The organism is Pseudorhizobium xiangyangii (genome assembly GCF_020531965.1).
Classification (GTDB): domain Bacteria; phylum Pseudomonadota; class Alphaproteobacteria; order Rhizobiales; family Rhizobiaceae; genus Neorhizobium; species Neorhizobium xiangyangii.
In genome coordinates, this window is the sequence record NZ_JAJAWH010000004.1 from 137140 (window position 1) to 154308 (window position 17169).

At 60.5% G+C, this 17169-nt stretch carries 15 protein-coding genes; 2 read left to right on the top strand and 13 right to left on the bottom strand.

Annotated features, from left to right (window positions below; translation table 11 throughout):
• Window positions 1-45: 45 nt before the first annotated feature.
• The 4 genes from LH464_RS04865 to LH464_RS24785 are packed head-to-tail and all read right to left on the bottom strand — an operon-like array spanning window position 46 to window position 1101.
• Complete coding sequence (locus LH464_RS04865) at window positions 46-303, bottom strand: helix-turn-helix transcriptional regulator (RefSeq protein ID WP_226785241.1); 258 nt, start codon at window positions 301-303, stop codon at window positions 46-48.
• Window position 304: 1 nt separating this feature from the next.
• Entirely contained in the window at window positions 305-595 is a 291-nt protein-coding gene (locus LH464_RS04870; protein WP_226785242.1) for a hypothetical protein, read from the bottom strand.
• Complete coding sequence (locus tag LH464_RS04875; protein WP_226785243.1) at window positions 592-888, bottom strand: hypothetical protein; 297 nt, start codon at window positions 886-888, stop codon at window positions 592-594. The genes LH464_RS04870 and LH464_RS04875 overlap by 4 nt, the downstream gene beginning before the upstream one ends.
• 39 nt (window positions 889-927) lie before the next feature.
• The gene (locus LH464_RS24785) at window positions 928-1101 is read right to left on the bottom strand and encodes an Arc family DNA-binding protein (RefSeq protein WP_226785244.1); all 174 of its coding nucleotides are present in this window, start codon (window positions 1099-1101) and stop codon (window positions 928-930) included.
• A gap of 116 nt (window positions 1102-1217) precedes the next feature.
• Between LH464_RS24785 and LH464_RS04885 the strand changes: the two genes are divergently transcribed.
• Window positions 1218-1826 (top strand): Arc family DNA-binding protein, encoded by a 609-nt coding sequence (locus LH464_RS04885; protein WP_226785245.1) that lies wholly within the window; start codon window positions 1218-1220, stop codon window positions 1824-1826.
• 37 nt (window positions 1827-1863) lie between these two features.
• Here LH464_RS04885 and LH464_RS04890 read toward each other — a convergent pair whose 3' ends face one another.
• From LH464_RS04890 to LH464_RS04920, 7 genes are all read right to left on the bottom strand, one after another.
• Window positions 1864-4542 carry a tape measure protein gene (locus tag LH464_RS04890; RefSeq protein ID WP_226785246.1) on the bottom strand — a complete coding sequence of 893 codons (2679 nt, stop codon included), beginning with the start codon at window positions 4540-4542 and terminating at the stop codon, window positions 1864-1866.
• Window positions 4543-4566: 24 nt separating this feature from the next.
• A complete protein-coding gene (locus LH464_RS04895; protein ID WP_226785247.1) occupies window positions 4567-5142 on the bottom strand; it encodes an HK97 family phage prohead protease in 576 nt (191 codons plus the stop codon).
• Window positions 5143-5293: 151 nt separating this feature from the next.
• Complete coding sequence (locus LH464_RS04900; RefSeq protein WP_226785248.1) at window positions 5294-6763, bottom strand: phage major capsid protein; 1470 nt, start codon at window positions 6761-6763, stop codon at window positions 5294-5296.
• Window positions 6764-6935: 172 nt separating this feature from the next.
• Window positions 6936-7220 carry a hypothetical protein gene (locus LH464_RS04905; protein ID WP_226785249.1) on the bottom strand — a complete coding sequence of 95 codons (285 nt, stop codon included), beginning with the start codon at window positions 7218-7220 and terminating at the stop codon, window positions 6936-6938.
• Between the two features lie 146 nt (window positions 7221-7366).
• Entirely contained in the window at window positions 7367-8146 is a 780-nt protein-coding gene (locus LH464_RS04910) for a helix-turn-helix domain-containing protein (RefSeq protein WP_226785250.1), read from the bottom strand.
• 415 nt (window positions 8147-8561) lie between these two features.
• The gene (locus tag LH464_RS04915) at window positions 8562-12005 is read right to left on the bottom strand and encodes a YhaN family protein (RefSeq protein WP_226785251.1); all 3444 of its coding nucleotides are present in this window, start codon (window positions 12003-12005) and stop codon (window positions 8562-8564) included.
• Window positions 12006-13244, bottom strand: a complete 1239-nt coding sequence (locus tag LH464_RS04920; protein WP_226785252.1) for a metallophosphoesterase family protein — start codon at window positions 13242-13244, stop codon at window positions 12006-12008.
• 108 nt (window positions 13245-13352) lie between these two features.
• Here LH464_RS04920 and LH464_RS04925 point away from each other — a divergent pair, with 108 nt between their 5' ends.
• A complete protein-coding gene (locus LH464_RS04925) occupies window positions 13353-14339 on the top strand; it encodes an aldo/keto reductase (protein ID WP_226785253.1) in 987 nt (328 codons plus the stop codon).
• Between the two features lie 68 nt (window positions 14340-14407).
• On the opposite strand, the gene LH464_RS04930 is transcribed toward LH464_RS04925, so the two are convergent.
• Window positions 14408-16603, bottom strand: a complete 2196-nt coding sequence (locus LH464_RS04930) for an esterase-like activity of phytase family protein (protein WP_226785254.1) — start codon at window positions 16601-16603, stop codon at window positions 14408-14410.
• A 168-nt stretch (window positions 16604-16771) separates the two neighbouring features.
• Window positions 16772-17050, bottom strand: a complete 279-nt coding sequence (gene hupB / locus LH464_RS04935; protein WP_226785255.1) for a DNA-binding protein HupB — start codon at window positions 17048-17050, stop codon at window positions 16772-16774.
• Between the last annotated feature and the right edge of the window lie 119 nt (window positions 17051-17169).

The following is a 17169-nucleotide window of genomic DNA, read 5'->3' on the forward strand; positions in this document are numbered from 1 at the left end:
CGCGCCTGTCGGGGTCGTGGACAAGGTAGCGAAGTTCCGTTTTCATCAGACCACCATGCGGTCAAACGGGTTTTCGCCGTCATCCTCCAAAGAATGCTCGATATCGACCAGCGCCAGCCAGGCGGCACGCACGCTCTCGGCGTCCCACAGCGTGACACCGCCGATCTTGCGCCCTCTCGGCATCTTGCCCTCCCCCACCCAATTATCAAAGAGCGAGGGAGAGATTGCGAGCGAGGCCGCAGCCTCATCCCGCCGTAACGCAAATCGCGGAATCGAAAGTTCGCGAAGGCTCGATGCGGCCACGTCACGCACCTTCTTTCAGGCACATGAACGAAGAGAGCAGTGCACGTACCGCGCCGCCATTGTCATATCCCAGCCAGTCAACGATCCTCTCGTCGGAAAGGATGAACGTAACTTTGCGAACCATCATATCGACCGTCGAGCACGGGAATACCATGAGTTCGTTCGAAACAGTCGCAAGCTCGAACTCCCTTGTTTCAGCGGCCGTCCCGTCCTCCCAACTCGCGTTATAATGCGCCAGCAAGACCTTGTATTGTTTAACCAGGTCGTAAAACTCGCTCTCACTACGCATCATGTCCGCCCCTTTTCCGGCGAGCCGACAACCATAAGAATATAGTCGCTGACTTCTTCTCTCATGATCATCTTGGCACTGACCCTAGGGCAGGCAGGGTACATATCTCTAAGGGTCTCACTGAGGTCTGCGAGTTGCCGTTGATATCGATCGCGAAGCGCTTCCAACGGCTGCACCGCCGCTACCGGCTCAGGCAGGAGCGCCGACGCACCAGCGCCGGCAATAAAAGCTCGACGACGAATCGCGCCTGAGGCGCTTGCGCCCTCAGCTGCTTTTGTTGTAACTTCGATGTGCATAACATGACCTTTCTAAGGTTAGAAAAGCCGACGCGGGTCCTACTCCGCGTCGGCTTTTTTGTTTTCATCCGTCTCGGAAATTGCCTTCTCGAGTCGGTAGATGATCTCAGCATTTAGTGATCGCCGGTTTTGCGCAGCGAGCTTCTGTATCCGTTCGCGCACAGCATCCGGCATGCGAAGCTGAAACCTGAGTGCAGCTTGAGCGGATTGCATGATTGACTCCCTTACAGCGTCACCGTGACACCATCCGTTTTATGTCACGGTGACTTCATTGCGTCAATTGTTGAATTGCGTCACGGTGACTTACACCCTCTGTTCATAGTGACCTCATGACATCCACTACCGGCCGCGAGAGCGACAAATTCATGCTGCGCCTTCCCGAAGGGATGCGAGACGACATCAAATTCGCAGCGAACGAGTCCGGACGGTCAATGAACGCGGAAATCGTCCATCGGCTGGCAAACAGTTTTAGAAGTAACACACCGATGGGAGAGGCCGGCTACAAGTTCTTTGATGACAGTTCTGACGGCCTCAAGATGAATGAGGACCTAAACCATCAACTCGCGAACGAAGCTGCAGCCAAAGGCATAACCATTCGCGAAGAGATCGAATCTCGTCTGTTTCTTTCGTTCAACAGCAGCCCAGGATTCGCCGCACAATTATCAGAACACCTATCGGAAGCGTTTCGTAGACTATCGGCAGCCGAGGCTGCACTTGACGACGCGCAACGGTACATCAATCAGCTCTCACCAGCGGAAAAGATTATTTTGCGAGAGAGAGATTATATTTCGAGTGTCGTTCCTAAGAAACGTGCTGACTTTCGGGTGATGCTAGACCACATCGAACTAAGGCCAATCGGCGGATGCGGCCGAATCGTTCTGAAAGCTCCATCGTTTCTCGATGACTTTCCGCAAGATAACGACCGGGAAGATCGGTGATGGTGGGGAATTTCCCCACCACCCTGCGCCAATTCCACTAAATATTCCCTCTGCGGACATGCTCTTTGTAAATGCGGAGGACTTGGCTCGGCAGCTCAGCATCCCGCTTCGCCGCCCACGCACGCATTTCAGCATCCGTTTGAGCATTCCCGCTCGCTTGGATCGTGGTGCGGGCGTCGATCGAGAGATTGCCGACCCCGCCGCGCATCTGCGAAGCATCCGGCAGCTTAGGTGGGTTAGGAACCTGCGGGACAATCCGGCCGTTTTGATCCGGAACGAACAATTCCGCCTTACGCTCCCCTACGATGTAGGGCTGCCCCTTTCGAACCGGGCCGCCGTTGGCACGGAACAACCCGCCAATCGCGTTGAAGATCCCGCCGAACAAGCCGCCGCCCGAACCGCCGGAAGCCGGCTGGAAGAGCTGATCAAAGCCGCGACTAAGCAGCATTGAACCGAGCTGCTTCGCCACGCTGACCAGCGCATCTTTCAAGCTCTTTGCCCCGGTCACCGCGTCCAGGACGTTGGACTTGAACGAGTCATAGAACTCGCGTGCGGCATCTTCCGCCCGCCCCTGCGCCTCCTCAACCTGCCGCAGCGCGTCGGCCTGTCGGGAATACGCTTCCGACGCTTCATCAATCTTCGCCCGCTGCGCCGCAGAGAGCCGGATAGATTCCAGATCGGTTTGGCCCTTGCGGCGGGCCTCTTCGCGCAGATCGGCAAGCGCCGACTGTTCGAGATCGAGCGCCATGCGGCGCTTTTCCTGCTCGCGATAGCCGAGGCTAATAATCGTCTGCTCTTCGATCAGCGCCGCCGTTCGATCGCGCACCGCCTGAATATCGGCGTCAAAACGGCTATCCGCCGTCTGCTTTACCGATTTCGAGCCGCCGCCCGATTTCCGCCGGCCGTCGGCCGCAGCGACGTTTGAAGCCGCCAGGGCGTTGATTTGATCGTCAGGCAGGAAGCCGCCCTTGTCCGCAAGGTCTTTACGAATGGAAGCGATTTCCTTCTCAACGGCCAGTTGCTCCTTACTCAACGTGTTTTCGCGCTTGGCCTCATCAGCATATGCCCGGCCGAGGCGAAGCATTTCTTCGCCATCCTGCCGTGACTTGGCATACTGCCGGTAGCCGGCCATCTGCTCGTCTGAAAGCGTCGATCGACTCGCGTCCGCCAGTTGCTCACGGATGGCTTTCGCGCCCGCGACCACTTCGGACATTCGATCGAGCAGAGGCCCAAACGCATCGGCCAGCGCCTGAAAATCCGGATTGGAGTTTGCTAGTTGGTAGAGCGCATTTTTTACATCTGCGGCGCTTGTTCCGCCCTCATCCAGCCCGCGTTTCAGTTCATCAAGCTGCGCAAGCTGCTGCGGCGATATTGTGTCGCTATCAACGTTGCGGAAGAGGGCGTCGAAGAGGTCGAGAACAGCGCCCTTCGCCTCATCGATCTCGACCGTCGCGTCAGAAACCTGTTGTGTCAGCTTGTTTACGATCGCTTCATTGATCCGCTTTCCGGCAGCATCCGTTTTAGCTGCAGCATCTGTCGCCGCCGCCCCCATGTTCTCAAGCCGCTCGGCAAAGTCGTCAGCCCCCTCACCCGCCGCATCAGAAGACGAAGCAAAGAGCGCCAACGCACCCACCGCCGCCACCCCTATGACAGCGCCGATCGGCCCCGCCGCAACCGATAGCCCGCCCATCGCCACCGAGAGGCCGGATATCGTAGCAGCAGCGCGAGCCGCCGCAACGAACCGAAGGAGCGCCGCAGTCCCTAGACCAAGGCTCGCGATCATGCCGGCAATCGAGCGCCCAACCAAAGCGCCCGCAATGACGCTGGCGAGCTTAAGGACGATATCTGCCGTCGCATCGAAATTATCCGCGAGTGCGTTCAACCCGACAACCAGGCGCTGGCTTGCGCCAAGGCTTTCGTCGGTCTGGCCGATGTAACGCATGAAAGCGTTGTTGACCTTCGTCACACCCTGATCGATCGTCTGGGTAGCGTTTGCGGCCATCTTTTGAATAAAAGGAAGGCCGGTCAGAAAAGCCTGAAAGAATTGCTGTCCGGAGACCTTGCCGTCATTCACAAGCTCTTTCAGCTTGGAAACCGAGCCGCCGGCCTCATCGAGGCCGTTCGCCACAGCGATCAGGATCGGCCGCGCGCCTTCGTTGATAGAATTGAACTCTTCCGCCTGCACGCGGGCTTGCCCCAAAAGCTGCCCGAGCTGTGTCAACGCGCCGGAAGCAGCACCCGCCGACGTCCCGGCTACCCGCAGCGCCACCCCCACACCGTCAGAGAACTTGAGCAGTTCGGCTTGGCTCGCGCCAAGATTATCGCTCGCCTGCGCCGCTTTCCCGAACAGATCAGCCATCGCACCCAAGGGCGCGGAGTTGTCCTGCGCAGACCGATACAGCCGATCTAGAACCGCAACCTGCTGCTCGCCAACGACACCGGCTACTGCAAGGGCGTTTTTCGCGTCTGTCCAGGCATCGGCGTAGTGAGCGACGGAATCAACAGAGAGCGCCGCACCGATTCCAAGCAGCGGAGTTGCCAAGCTAGCCGCCATCCCACGACCTACGTTGTCCAGCCGACGGTTCGTAGCGTTCCAGGTGTTCTCCACCTGTTTGGCCGTCCGCGCCGTCACGCCGCTGACCTTCTGCAGGTCTTTAATGAAGGGGTTTAGTTCCATGCGCATCGTCGCGCGCAATTCGTCGAGCGTGACTGCCATTATTACCTCCTAATTTTAGTGCTTTCAGTCCATCAGCCGAAGCAATTCGGCGCGAACCCTGCGACGGATCGCGAACAAGCCAGCTGAAACCATCTGGGCCGCGTCTCTGTGCTGCTTGAGACTGCGAAGGCCAATTTCCGTTCCCTCATAGGCCGGCGTGGTCACGATCGAGACATCATAGAGGCGGGCTTTCCGTACGCTACGCAGTGGCGGGTCTTTGGTATCATCCCAATCCTGCGATTCCGGCCAGAAGGCGAACGACATCTTATCTAGATCGCCACGCCTCATCTTCGGAACGATTGCTTTCACATCAGGATCTTCGGGGTCGAGTTCGGCCTCTATGAAAAGACCTTTCCGATCCTCCGATAGCTTCAAAGTGCCGGAGCGCGTGCGCGCCATCGGCAGACCTTCGTGATTGATTAGAAAGACAACATCGTCGCGGCCGATCGCTTCTGAGAAAGCCCCCGGAACGATCACTTCGCGGAAATAGCCGCCGATGTCTGTTTCCTCGTTGAAAACAGCAGCATAGCCGCTCACTTTGATTGCGTTGCCTTCAGCGCGCACATTGGCGGGCATAAAGCTTCTAACTTCGCGTTCCATCTTGCTCACCATTTTAGGATTGATTGCCCGCCGACCCGTAAGGAAAAACGTGATCGGCGGGCGGGCGCGGTTGTTTCTATGACCTAGGACACTCACGCCTTGTCCTAGCCGCCGCCGATCAGCTCACGCGGCGGATTTTACATGCCCGGCCTCAGCCCGCAGGTGCGGCGACCTCGTAGCCATCCGGAATGATGTTCCTGAGAACAGTGAAAGCCTGCTCGTGTTCAGCGGCGATGTCGAAGCGCATCCAGCACAGGAAACCTACTTCCATGGTGCTGGCGTACCGTTCTCTGAGAACTTCAATGGTGATCTCGTTACGCATACCGATCATCAGCTTTCGCCAGTCGCCGGCGATAATAACGCTCTCGTTATTGCCAGGGCCGCTATTACTCGGAATGTCATTGGTGGAATACATCGGAACGTCTGCGATCAGCTTCGGCGGCTGCAGAGGCTGGCCGGTCGTGTCCTTGAACTCGGCCAACGCACCCTCCTCACGGACACCCATGACGTAAGCAGAGACATCAGCATTTACCTGCCGCAAGGCGGTACGGGCGCGCACAAATGGAAGATAATCGCTCATCACCTTCGGAGCGCCGGCCGCAAAGCCTGTAGTGTCGGTCAGGTTCTGAAAGTTGATTACGCCGCGCGGCTCGCTGTCGGTGCCTGAACCGAGAAACGCAACGCGGTCAAGCTTTTCCGCCATTTTCTTCGCCAGAAGATCCGGCAAGGCAGTCCCGATGTTCAAGCTGTCTTCCAGAAGTTCGCGAGTAACGCGGACCATTACCGCCAGCATCTTCGGCGCGAAAACAACGGGGCCGAATGTTACTCCCGATTCGTGCACCTCGTCGCCTTCACCACGGAACTGTGGCTCTGGATCATCAACAATCTTCGCGATGGTGTGCTTGTTACTGGTCAGCGGCACGGTGACAGCACCGACCCTGTTGACGACGGACATGCCGCGCATACGGTCGATAAGCTCAGCGGAAAGTCGATCGGGAACGGTATATCCGCCAGCCGAGTCGGATCCCTCCATCAGCGCGCGCCGCTCAGTCTCGTTTTTCGCGCCTAAAACCATCGAGCGAAGATAACTGCCGAGATCCGGAAGGCGGGACTGTGCGTTGCTGTTCTGGTGGCGCTGCCAATCAACCATCCGCAAGTTTGGCGTCAAGACGTTCGTGCGAGCTTCGCGATTACCTCCCGCCGGCTCAGAACGAGACGAGAATTGACCGTCATCGTCATCGTCATCATCGCCGTCAATGTCGTCGCCTACAGGCCGGCGAGGATCTCTCCCGCCCGGCCAAGCATCTTTATAGCCGAGCTTGTTACGGCGATCCCGCTCTTTCTCGATGGCGTCATAGACCTCCATCAGGCCATTGAACGCGTCTTCGATTTCGGTAGCGTGCTCCACTGCGGCATCGCCTTCCAGCTTCGCAGCCAGTGACCGTGCGCCATCCTTGATGGATCGCGCGTCCTGGCAAAGATCGCTCCATGAGCGCTCACAGGGCTGGTAAAGCTTAACGTCACGGGAGCCAATGGCCCTGAGCGCGGCGTCAGCGTGCTGCCGGATGTTCAGTTGTCGGGAAGAAGAGATTTTCATTTTTGAGACCTTTTCGAGCGGCACCAGCTAACGCGCATGAGCACCGCAACAGTGGGGTTAAATCCAGTTGCTTTGCCCGACGCGCGTGGCCCTCAGCCTGCCGATCGGAAAGGTTCTCTCGCTCAAAGGGACCTCATCCCAGCGGCGATACGAACAAAGCAACAAATACGCGAAGAATGATTCGGCCGCAAGCCGATCAGGCGGAACCTTCCACAGGCAGGCACGCCAACTTGTTCAAACGATCGGCTGCGATCGCTTCTTCGGGGAATTCTTCGCGGAGCTGCTGCGCTTGGGCGAAGAGGCCGCGCAACGTCGCCGTTGGTCCGATCCCAGCGAGTGACAGAGCGACACCAACTTTAACAAGCTGGGAGGCAACATCCTCGACCGTCGCGCCGGCTGCTTGGAGCCGCCGCAGACCTGCATCCATTTCGGCCCGGATGATGTCGAAGTGGTGTTCGGTAGCTTTCTGATCAGTATTCATGGTGGCTTTTTGCTTTCAATTACAACTCGTTGCGAACAAAGGGATGACGCCGGTGTGCGGTCGAGAGGCATTGAGACTTTCGACCCACCCCCCGGCCGGCGGGCCGCGCGCGCGTGGCAGAGCAAGCCTCATGACCCTGCCGGGGACTACCATGGGGCGACGGACTGGACGCGATCGATCAAGTAATGCAGGCCAGAGCCCTTTCGCTTCTGCTCCTCGATCACCGCCGCCGCTCTCATGCCCCCATCGACGACATCCGCCAGCCTCGCCCGCATCGTGTCGCTCAGGCCGCCTATCTGCGCAGCCAGACGTTCAGAAGCTGCAGCCACAGCAGTTGCAACCGAAGGTGGCGCTCGATGTGACGAATGAACTCCCCGCAAACTCTCCCTCACAAGCCCATTCACCCTCGCGGCAATCATCGACGGTGAGGCCGTGCGAACAGGATCGATCTGATCGTTTCCACGATCACCGTCGCTGTCAGTGAGTTCCTTAGGTGAGTTTCTTATATGAGTTAGGGTGCACGGTTCTGCACTAGCTAGGTGCACGTTCTTGCACTTAGCAGGTGCACGTTCTTGCACTTGCTTTTCGACCTTATCTGCGTTTTCGAAGTCGGAAACGATAGCGCGGAAGGCAGCCCATTGAGGCTGATAGCTGGATCTGAAACCATTGCCGCCATACCGCGTCTTCACGATCAAGCCGCGCTTATTAAGCTCGTTGGTTGCGTTAATAACTGTTCGCTTAGCAACGCCTGCCCTCGACATCAGCCGCTCAGTGCCGGGATCGCACTGCCCTGTGGTGGCGTTGAAGTGGGAGAGGATGACTGCGCCGACGGTCTTAGCATCGCCAGACAAACCACGCACAAGAGCGAGGGCTTTGAAGGCGACGGCGAAATCTGTCTTGGACGGAAGTTCGGGTCTATCGTGCATAGCGCGCCGCGCCAGCCAAGACGATTACAGCGACCCGAAAAGATGAGACACAACGAATTGCCGGCGACTGTTTTCGCTCAACAATCTCGATTGTCTCAATCGAAGCTAAACCATTGGAAAACTTGCAAAGCGGTGGGTCGTCATCGCCCACCATTCCTCATTGAAATCATTGAAGCCCTGCACCGTAAGGCATTTAGCCCATCGTGACGCTGTGCCGTGCAACCTGCCCGAAAGAATCAGTCGGGCGACACAAGTCCGGCTCGTGTTCCCAACCTAGACATTCCGGTATCCGGCCCGGCGCTCTTCCGGTATCCGGGCGAAAAGCCCGTCGCATCGCCCGAGACTACCGCTGCTCGATCGCATCAAAGCGCCTTTCACACACTGGCGTCGCCGGTGTGTCCCTCTCCCTCTCCCTCTAAAGCCGAACCACGTCCACGCACGCGCCCAGTTCCCGCGTCGCCGTATCGACCACGCTCATCTGGTGGGTGAAGAGCAGCGTCTGGTGCGTGCTGCCGGCGGCAGCCAGCGTACGAAGGCCGGCGGCGGTGCGTTCGTCGTCGAAGGTCTGGAAGATGTCGTCGAGAACGAGCGGCGCCGGCTCGTTGCGACGGCAGTAATCCTCCAGGAAAGCGAGACGCAGCGCGAGATAGAGCTGGTCGCCGGTGCCTTCGCTCAACCCCGTCAGCGGCACCTGCTCGCCGCCCTGCCGCTCGACGGCAAGCTGCAGCTCGTCGCGCTCGTCGTAGAGCTGCAGCAGGCGCGCGAATCGCCCGCCCGTCAGCCCGCCAAAAAGCTCCCCTGCCCTTTTCATCACCGGATCGGCCTGTTGTTCGCGATAGGCTTCCATCGAGGACGAGAGCAAGCTTGCGGCGAGCTTCAGCACCACCCAGCGACGTGCCAGATCCTTTGCCTCGGTTTCGGCGGCCAGTTTCTGGAAGACGGCGCGTTCGGCACCGACACCCGTCTCCAGCTCGCGGCGCCGCCGTTCGTTGTCGGCCTGGGCAATCCCGAGGGCGTTCATGCGCTCGACCAGCCGATCCTCCTCGGCAACGAGCCGCTCGACTTCCAACCCCGTCGCAACCCGATCGAAGCCTGAGAGCGCCGCGCGCACCTCCTCTTCCGAGGAGCCATCCGCCTGTTCGGCAAAGCGCTCCCGGCATTGTCTCAACGCATTGTCCAGCCGATGCCGCTGATGCAGGTCCTCCAGCACCTGGGAAAGATCACCCGGCTGCATGGACAGGTGCTCGGCGATCTCCACCATCTCGATGGAAAGTCCCTCTTGCTCGACCTTCAGTCGGGCCAGCGCCGATTCTGTCCGCTCCAGTTCGGCGGAAAGCGCCGCACGATGCTTGTTCTCCGCGGTCGCCGCAAGCAGACGTTCATGAAGCAGCCCGACCGCGACATCCGAAGGAATACCGGCAAGATCGGGAGCCACTGTCGTGACTAGGTTGCCGGCTGCCTCCTCGAAAACGTCCATGTCACGCATCATGCCGTGGACACGGCGCTGGCGGTTCTGCCGCTCGGCAAGAAGATCCGGTACGGTGCGCCAGGCTTCGAGCGCTGCCAGCGCCATGGCCGGGCCTGCATCTTCGCCCAGCCCTGCGGTCTGGACCGCCGCCGAGAATTTCGATTGCCAGCTTCCGATTTCGTCGAGCAGGTTTCGCTCGCGCTCTTCCAGCCGGCCGATAGCCTCTTCCGCCATCAGCCGCTTCGTCTCGCTGGAGCGACTGTCCAGCCATTCCTGGCCGATTTCCGCCAAGCGGCGCTCCAAACCGCGTCCGATGGCGGCGGTCGGAAGCGCAACGGCCGCCAGACCGATGCCATCTGCCAGGGCCAGCAACACCGGCCGCACTTTCTCGTCCTTCAGCTTAAGAGCGTCCATCTCGTCCTGGATCTGATCGATCTCCCGCAGCTGCCGGAAGAGTTCTTCCACGGCACGCCGCCATTCGATCATCCGCTCCGGGGACACTGGATGAATGCCGGCCGAGCGGAAACCATCCTCGTAATCCGTCAGGGCATCCGAAAGGGCGATATCAGCCTGCCTGGCGTCCTTCCCGGCCGCCTTCAGGCTCTGCCCCAGTTCGTTTCGCCGCAGCGTCAGCTGCGCATGGCGGGTAACCCGTTCGGCGTCGCCCAACGCCGCATCAGCAAGGCGGTCGGCATCGACAATGGCCGCCGCCAGGCGATCGAAGCCGGCCGGCTTTGGCTCCTTCCGAGCCATCTCCAATGCCGCGTCGCGTTCGGCGCGACTCACCGCCAGATCCTGACGTGAGACGATCCGGTCTACGCCTTCCAGCGCTACAAGCTGATGCTCCACCCCAGCTGCATCCTCCTCCAGGGTGCCAACCTTTGAAGCGGCACTTTTCGCATGGCCCCGCGCTTCATCGATCGTCCGCCGATGGTTCGAGAGCGCGGCGACATCCGGCAATGGAACGGAGGACAGCGCACCGACATCCTCAACCGCCGGCTCAAGCCGCCCCGCCCCTGTCGCGAGATCGGAACGTGCGCGGTTCAGCCGGACCTGCAAGGCCTCGATGCGCTGGAGTTCAGACAGCTCCGATTGCAGCGCGGCCAACTGGTCCGTCCATGGCTTGGGATCGATGGCCCGCCTGGCGTCCGCATTCCCCTGCGTGCGGCGCAACCCGTCATGCTGTTCCTCGATTCGCTGGCGAACCTCGCGCAGCGTCCGGTCGAGGTTCGTCCCCTCCTCCACCAGAGACCGGAGGTGCGCAAGATCAGCGTCCGGCGGCTGGCGATTTTCAAGATCGCCGGCACTCGCCAATCCCAGACGACGAGCGGCTTGCGCCAGCCGCTGGTCGAAATCTTCCACCTCGGCGCGAACGCGGCCGATATCGTTGCGCGCATTCACGTAAGCGCCGATACCCGAATGCCCTGACATAATGGCGGCAGAGGCGGAAAGCAGCGGATCGTTGACGTGCACGGCGGCGATATCGTCAGCAAGCCGGCCGTTCTCCGTTTCCGCGCGTCGGCGGGCCGCTTCGTTTTCACGCGATCTGTCCAGCACGGACGCGAGGCGTGCCTCGAAATCTGCCGGCAGATCGGCAAGCGATTCGAATTCGCTCAGCAGATCGCGTTCCCGGTCGATCTCGCGGATGATCGGATCGAGCCGCTGCAGCATGCGCAGGCTGTCGAGCGTCCGCTTTTTATCTCGCCGTTCGGCGAGCACGCCGTCGAGCTCCGTCTCCAGCTCGTTCTGCTCGGCGACGATCTTCTTCCAATCGCCTGATTTCAGCTCGTTCTCGCGTTCGGCTTTGCGGGCCTCCTCATGGCTGTCCAATGCCTGATAGAACAGCCGGTCCTTGGAACGGCGCGGCGCGTAGATAGTGTCGGCTTCGGCTTCCAGCTGCTTGCGCATGTCGGCAAGCCCGGTGAGGCCCGAGGCCGCGGAAAACAGCAGGCTTCCGATCTCGCCGCCACTCTTCAGCATGCTTTCGCCACCAGCGCGCAGCGAGGCAGAGTTCAGGCCGAAAGCCCGCTCGAAGACATCGCGACTGAGCGTGCCCAGAAAATGCGTCAGCGCATCATCGGATAGCGCCTCCTCGGCATCGCTTTCGGCAAGAAGCGTGCTCTTGCGTCCCCTGCGGCGCCGAAAGGCCAATTGCGATCCGGCCTGCGAGGCGATGGCAGCGCCCACGCGCAAGGTGGCAGGGTCATGCTGGAAACTGTACTGCGCGGCCGTCGGGAAGCCGAACAGGAGGTCGGAGATAGCGGACAGCGCGGACGATTTTCCAGCCTCGTTCGGGCCGTAGATGATGTGCAGCTGCGCATCCGGCCGGAACGCCAGGCTGCGGTCGGTCAGGGCGCCGTAGCGAAGGATATCGAGACGTTCGAAGCGCATCTAGCGAGTACCTCCGGCTCGGCCAATCAGCAGTTCCCGCGCTTCCGCCAGAAGTGCTTGCGCATGGTCGCCAAGGGCAAGCTCATGGGCTCCCAATCCGCCCGGCAGGCGCGCGGCGATCTCGGCGATCTTGGCCTCGGCCTCGGCCAACAGCTCCGGCGACGCGCTGTCGAGACACAGGAGCCCGTCCAGGCCGAGTTGGCCTCCCACCTCGGGAGAACCGTCGCCCCTGGCATCCTCCAGGCGCACCTCGACCTTTTCCAGCCAGATGTCCTCATGGCAGCGGTGGCATGCCGCCTGCGCCTCGTCCCGAAAATCCTGGGCGCGGGCGAGCAGTTCGTGGCGGTAGCGGCTCCTGCCGGTCAGGCGGATGCGCAGCGCCAGCGGCCGGCCTTGCATCACATCAGCAATATTCTCCAGGGCATTCTCGATCCGCCGCAGGATCGCCGGCAGGTCATCCTCGGGCTCCACAACTACAGCGGTTTCGGCGAAGCGCGCACTGTCGGTGATGATCCGCTCGTGGGTTATCCGCCCGTCCTCGACCGTCACGAGCACGGCGCCCTTGGCACCCTGCTCGCGGATGCTGCGGCCCTGCAGGTTACCCGGGAAGACAACCAGCGGATCTTCCGCCACGATTTCAAAGTCGTGGACGTGCCCCAGCGCCCAGTAGTCGTAGCCGCGCGAACGCAGGTCATCGACCGAACACGGCGCGTAAGGGGCGTGCGGCTCCCGGCCGGTAAGCGATGTGTGCAGCACGCCGATATTGAACCAGCCGGCCTGAAGCGGCGGATAGGCCAGGGCCAGGTTTTCGGTCGCGGACCGTTCGGCAAAGCCCTGCCCGTGCAGCGCCACCTTCAAATGATCCAGCGTGAACGTTCCCGGCTTGTTGACCGGAAACTCACGCACGTTCTTTGGCAGCGTGATCGTCCTGGTGATGACGCTTTCGGCGTCGTGATTACCCTTGAGAAGGAAGACCGGGATCCCCGCACGCTCCAGTCGCGCCACCTCGCGGTTGAAGAACAGGCCGATCTTGTTGTCCTTCCAGTCGCCGTCATAGACATCGCCCGCGACGAGGAAAAAATCGACCTGCCGTTCTATCGCCTGATCGACGAGCGCGGAAAAAGCCCTGCGGCTCGCCTCCATGAAAAGGTCCGCGATCGCCGCATCCTTCATCGCCAGCCCCTGGAAAGGACTTCCGAGATGAAGGTCGGCAGCATGGATGAATGAAAAGGATGACATCGAATCGCTTGCCTTTGTCGGCGGACTGGAAAAGGTGTTTTAGGCAAATGCCGGGCATGGCGAAAGCGCCCGCCCGGCAAGCCTGTGGATATCGTTGGGAGGAAGACAATGAGGCTGCACCCGTTCGGGCGTACATCGTTCACCGTCAGTGAAGTCGGCTTCGGCGCCTGGCAGATCGGCGGCTCCTGGGGCGACGTCAGCGAAGCCGAAGGTCGGGCAGCCCTCGAAGCGGCGCTCGATGCCGGCGTGACATTCATCGATACGGCGGATGTCTATGGCGACGGCCGCTCGGAAAAGATCATCTCCAGCGTGCTTAAAGCCCGTGGCGGCAACCGTCCGATGGTCGCGACGAAGGCAGGTCGCAGGCTCAACCCGCACAATGCCGATGGCTACACCAAGGCCAATCTCGAAGCCTTCGTCGATCGCAGTCTGTCAAATCTGGGCGTCGACAGCCTCGATCTGGTGCAGTTGCACTGCCCGCCGACCGAAGCGCTCTACCGTCCCGAGGTCTTCGGCGCGCTGGACGACCTGCGCAAGGCCGGCAAGATCCGCAACTACGGCGTCAGCGTCGAGAAGGTCGAGGAGGCGCTGAAGGCAATCGAGTATCCGGACGTCGTCAGCATCCAGATCATCTACAACATATTCCGCCAGCGCCCTGCAGACCTGTTCTTCAAGGAAGCCAGGCGTCGGCAGATCGGGGTCATCGTGCGCGTACCGCTGGCGAGTGGCCTCCTCTCCGGCAAGATCACCCGCGATACCGCCTTCGCCACGGACGACCATCGCAATTTCAACCGCCATGGCGAAGCCTTCGATGTCGGCGAAACCTTTGCGGGCGTCCCGTTCGAAGTGGGGCTGCAGGCGGTCGAGGAGGTGCGCAAGCTCGTGCCACCGGGCGCCTCGATGGCTGCCTTTGCACTGAAGTGGATCCTGATGAACGAGGCGGTGACGGTGGTCATCCCGGGTGCGCGCAATGCCGAGCAGGCACGCGCCAACGCTACGGCTGCCGACCTTGCTCCATTGTCGGCCGACGTGATGACGGCCACGAAGGAAGTCTATGCGCGGCTGATCGCTCCGCATGTGCATCAACGCTGGTAGTCAGGGCGACCGCTCAAAAGAAAAAGGCCGGGTACGAAGCCCGGCCTTTTCCATCGTCCAGCGACTGATCAGTTGGTAAGCTCGAGCGCAACCGGGAAGAACAGCGTCTCACCGGAGCTATCGTCCACACCGTCATTGTCGGTGACTGCGAAAGCCTTGCCAGCCTTGTCGAAAGCGAAGCCTTCCAGTTTGTCGACGACATAGCCATTGGTTGCGGCCTGCAGGTCCGGGATGAAGTCGTGAACCTCTTCCTTGGCGACGAGCGGCAGGTCCTCACCGAGCTTGCCCGGCTTCATGTCTGCGATCGCAACCCGATAGAGCTTCTTGATCCTGGCCTGATCGCCGATCTGGTTGTCGCGCTCGACGATATAGGCATGATCACCCCGTACCGTGATTTCGGACAGGCCGATCCAGCCCTGCTCGACCTTGTCGAGCGGGTAGCGCACGGCACCCCACTCCTTCGACTTCGGATGGTAGGAAACCAGCTTGACGGTTCCCTTCTGGTCGTCCTTCCACTCGCGCTGGACGGCCATCCAAAGCGTCATGTCGTCACCTTCGCCGATCGTCGTGACCCCTTCGAAGCCGAAACGGGTTTCGCCGGCAAGCAACTCGGCCGGCAGGCCGATCTCTGCCTTGATCTCACCCTTGGCGTTGACGTTATAGAGGCCGTGGCCGACGAGCTTGGAGGAATCTCCCTCCGAGGCGAGCCAGAAGCCGCCCTTGCCGTCGAGCGCGATACCCTCGATATCAAGCTTCTGAGCGGGCTGGCCATTGCGGGTCACGCGCAGAACATCGGTGATCTCCGCAGGCTTCTTCGTGGCGTCGATGGTGAAGATCGATGGCTGCATGGCATAGACGCTATCGCTGACGGCATAGAGGATACCGTCCTTTTCTGCGTCCCCGACGAGGCCGGAAAGAGCGCCCCAGCCGAGCGGCTTGCCGTCGATGTCGTTGGAGACGAGCGTCGGATAGGCCTTCTCGCCTTCGGCCAGTTCGTAGAGCATGACATGCGAGCGAGCGCCGCCATCTTCGCCGAGATCGGTTTCGTTGGCAGTGGCGAGAAGATTGCGTCCCGGAATGGCAACAGCACCTTCCGGGGAAACGCCCGACGGCAGAAGCTGCACAAGCTCAGGCTCGCCACCGGTATCCTTGTAGACGGCAACGACAGAGCCGCGCTCGGAGAGCACGAAGAAATACTGCTGGTCGCCAAAGACTGCCACTTCCATGCCTTCAGGCTCGATGCCCTTGTTCTTGGCGCGCTTTTCCGGGAAGTGACCGATCCGGGCGATCGCATGCTCCAGTGAGGTGCCGGCCTCATAGAGAACCTTGCCGGAACGGTCGAAGATGGTGAAACCGCGCGAGCCGCCCTTGTAGTCACCCTCGTTGGCGATCACGAGACGATCGGTGCCGAGCCATTTGACCGCATCGGGTTCGCGCGGCACGGCGTCGAGCTTGCCGGTGAAGCTGAGCGCACCGTCCGTCTTTGTATCGACCCCGTCGAGATCAACGGTCCCGGCCGTGAAGTGAGCCGTCACCTCGGCGGTCTTGCTGTTGACGATGACGACGTGGTTGTTTTCCTGCAGCGTGACGGCGATCTCGCCGTTGGCATTGATGTTGACGAATTCCGGCTCCGGATCTTCCGGGGCGACCGTCGCAAGGCCGGTGAGATCGACGCGCTTGATGCTGTCGCAGGCTGGAACACCGTTATCGAGAGACAGGATCAGCAATTCGCCGGCGGGAAGCTGCGGCAGGGCACCGTCGTTGAGTTCCTCGTCACGCTGGTTTTCGATGGCGATTGCAGCAAAGGAGCCGTCTGGCGAAACCACGACGGAATCCGGCTGACCGCCCAGGTCGCAGGAACCTTCGATCGTCTTGCCGGCCAGGTCGACCACGGCAAGCTGGCCGGCCGGTCTGGTCAGGTCTTCGGTCTGGTCGATCGTGACCAGTACCTTAGGACCGGCGGCTGCAACCGAATTGGGTTCGCCTTCGAAAGCCAGCGACCCCAACCCCTTCGGAGCCCTGGGATCGGTAATGTCGATGAAGCCAATCGCGCCGAGCGGGCTGTCGGAATAGATCAGCGTGTTGCCGTCATCGCTGGCGGTGATGATTTCGGAGGACGTCGCGGTCAGCTTGTCCTTGCCTTCCGGCAGATTGCTCGCAACCGGAAAGGATGCGATGCGATTGAAGATCTGCTCGGCGCCAGCCGGTGCAGCGACCGATGCCAGAAGCACCGCGGTCAACGCAGCACGAACTGAAAATATCATTGAAAGCTCTCCCCTGTCCTTAAGGTGACAGAGGGCTTCTGCGCCATCGGCATGACAGGCGGATGACAGCAGAATGACAGGCTCAAAACAGCGATACTGGCGCAATAAAAAAGGTCCGGGCGAACCCGGACCTTCAAAATCTGAAGCAGGTTGCCGTGAGGCAGTCGCTTACTTGCCGTTAACGGCGTCCTTGAGACCCTTGCCGGCCGAGAACTTCGGCACGTTGCGTGCCGGGATGTCGACTTCGGCGCCGGTCGACGGGTTGCGGCCCTTGGAGGCTTCACGACGCGAAACCGAGAAGCTGCCGAAACCGGCCAGACGGAGATCTCCGCCGTTCTTCAGTTCGCCCTGAACAGTATCAAAAACAGCGTCGACTGCAGATGCGGCATCAGCCTTAGAGAGACCAGCCTTCTCAGCAACAGCGGTAACGAGTTCAGTCTTATTCATGTTTCCACCCCTTTCAATTGGTTTTGAAACGACTCAAGTTATCCGGCCCGACAATAGTTCGGCGGCAGGCCTTCGCAAGCCAGAAGCCTCGCCAACGCCTGAAAAACAAGGGGGATCGC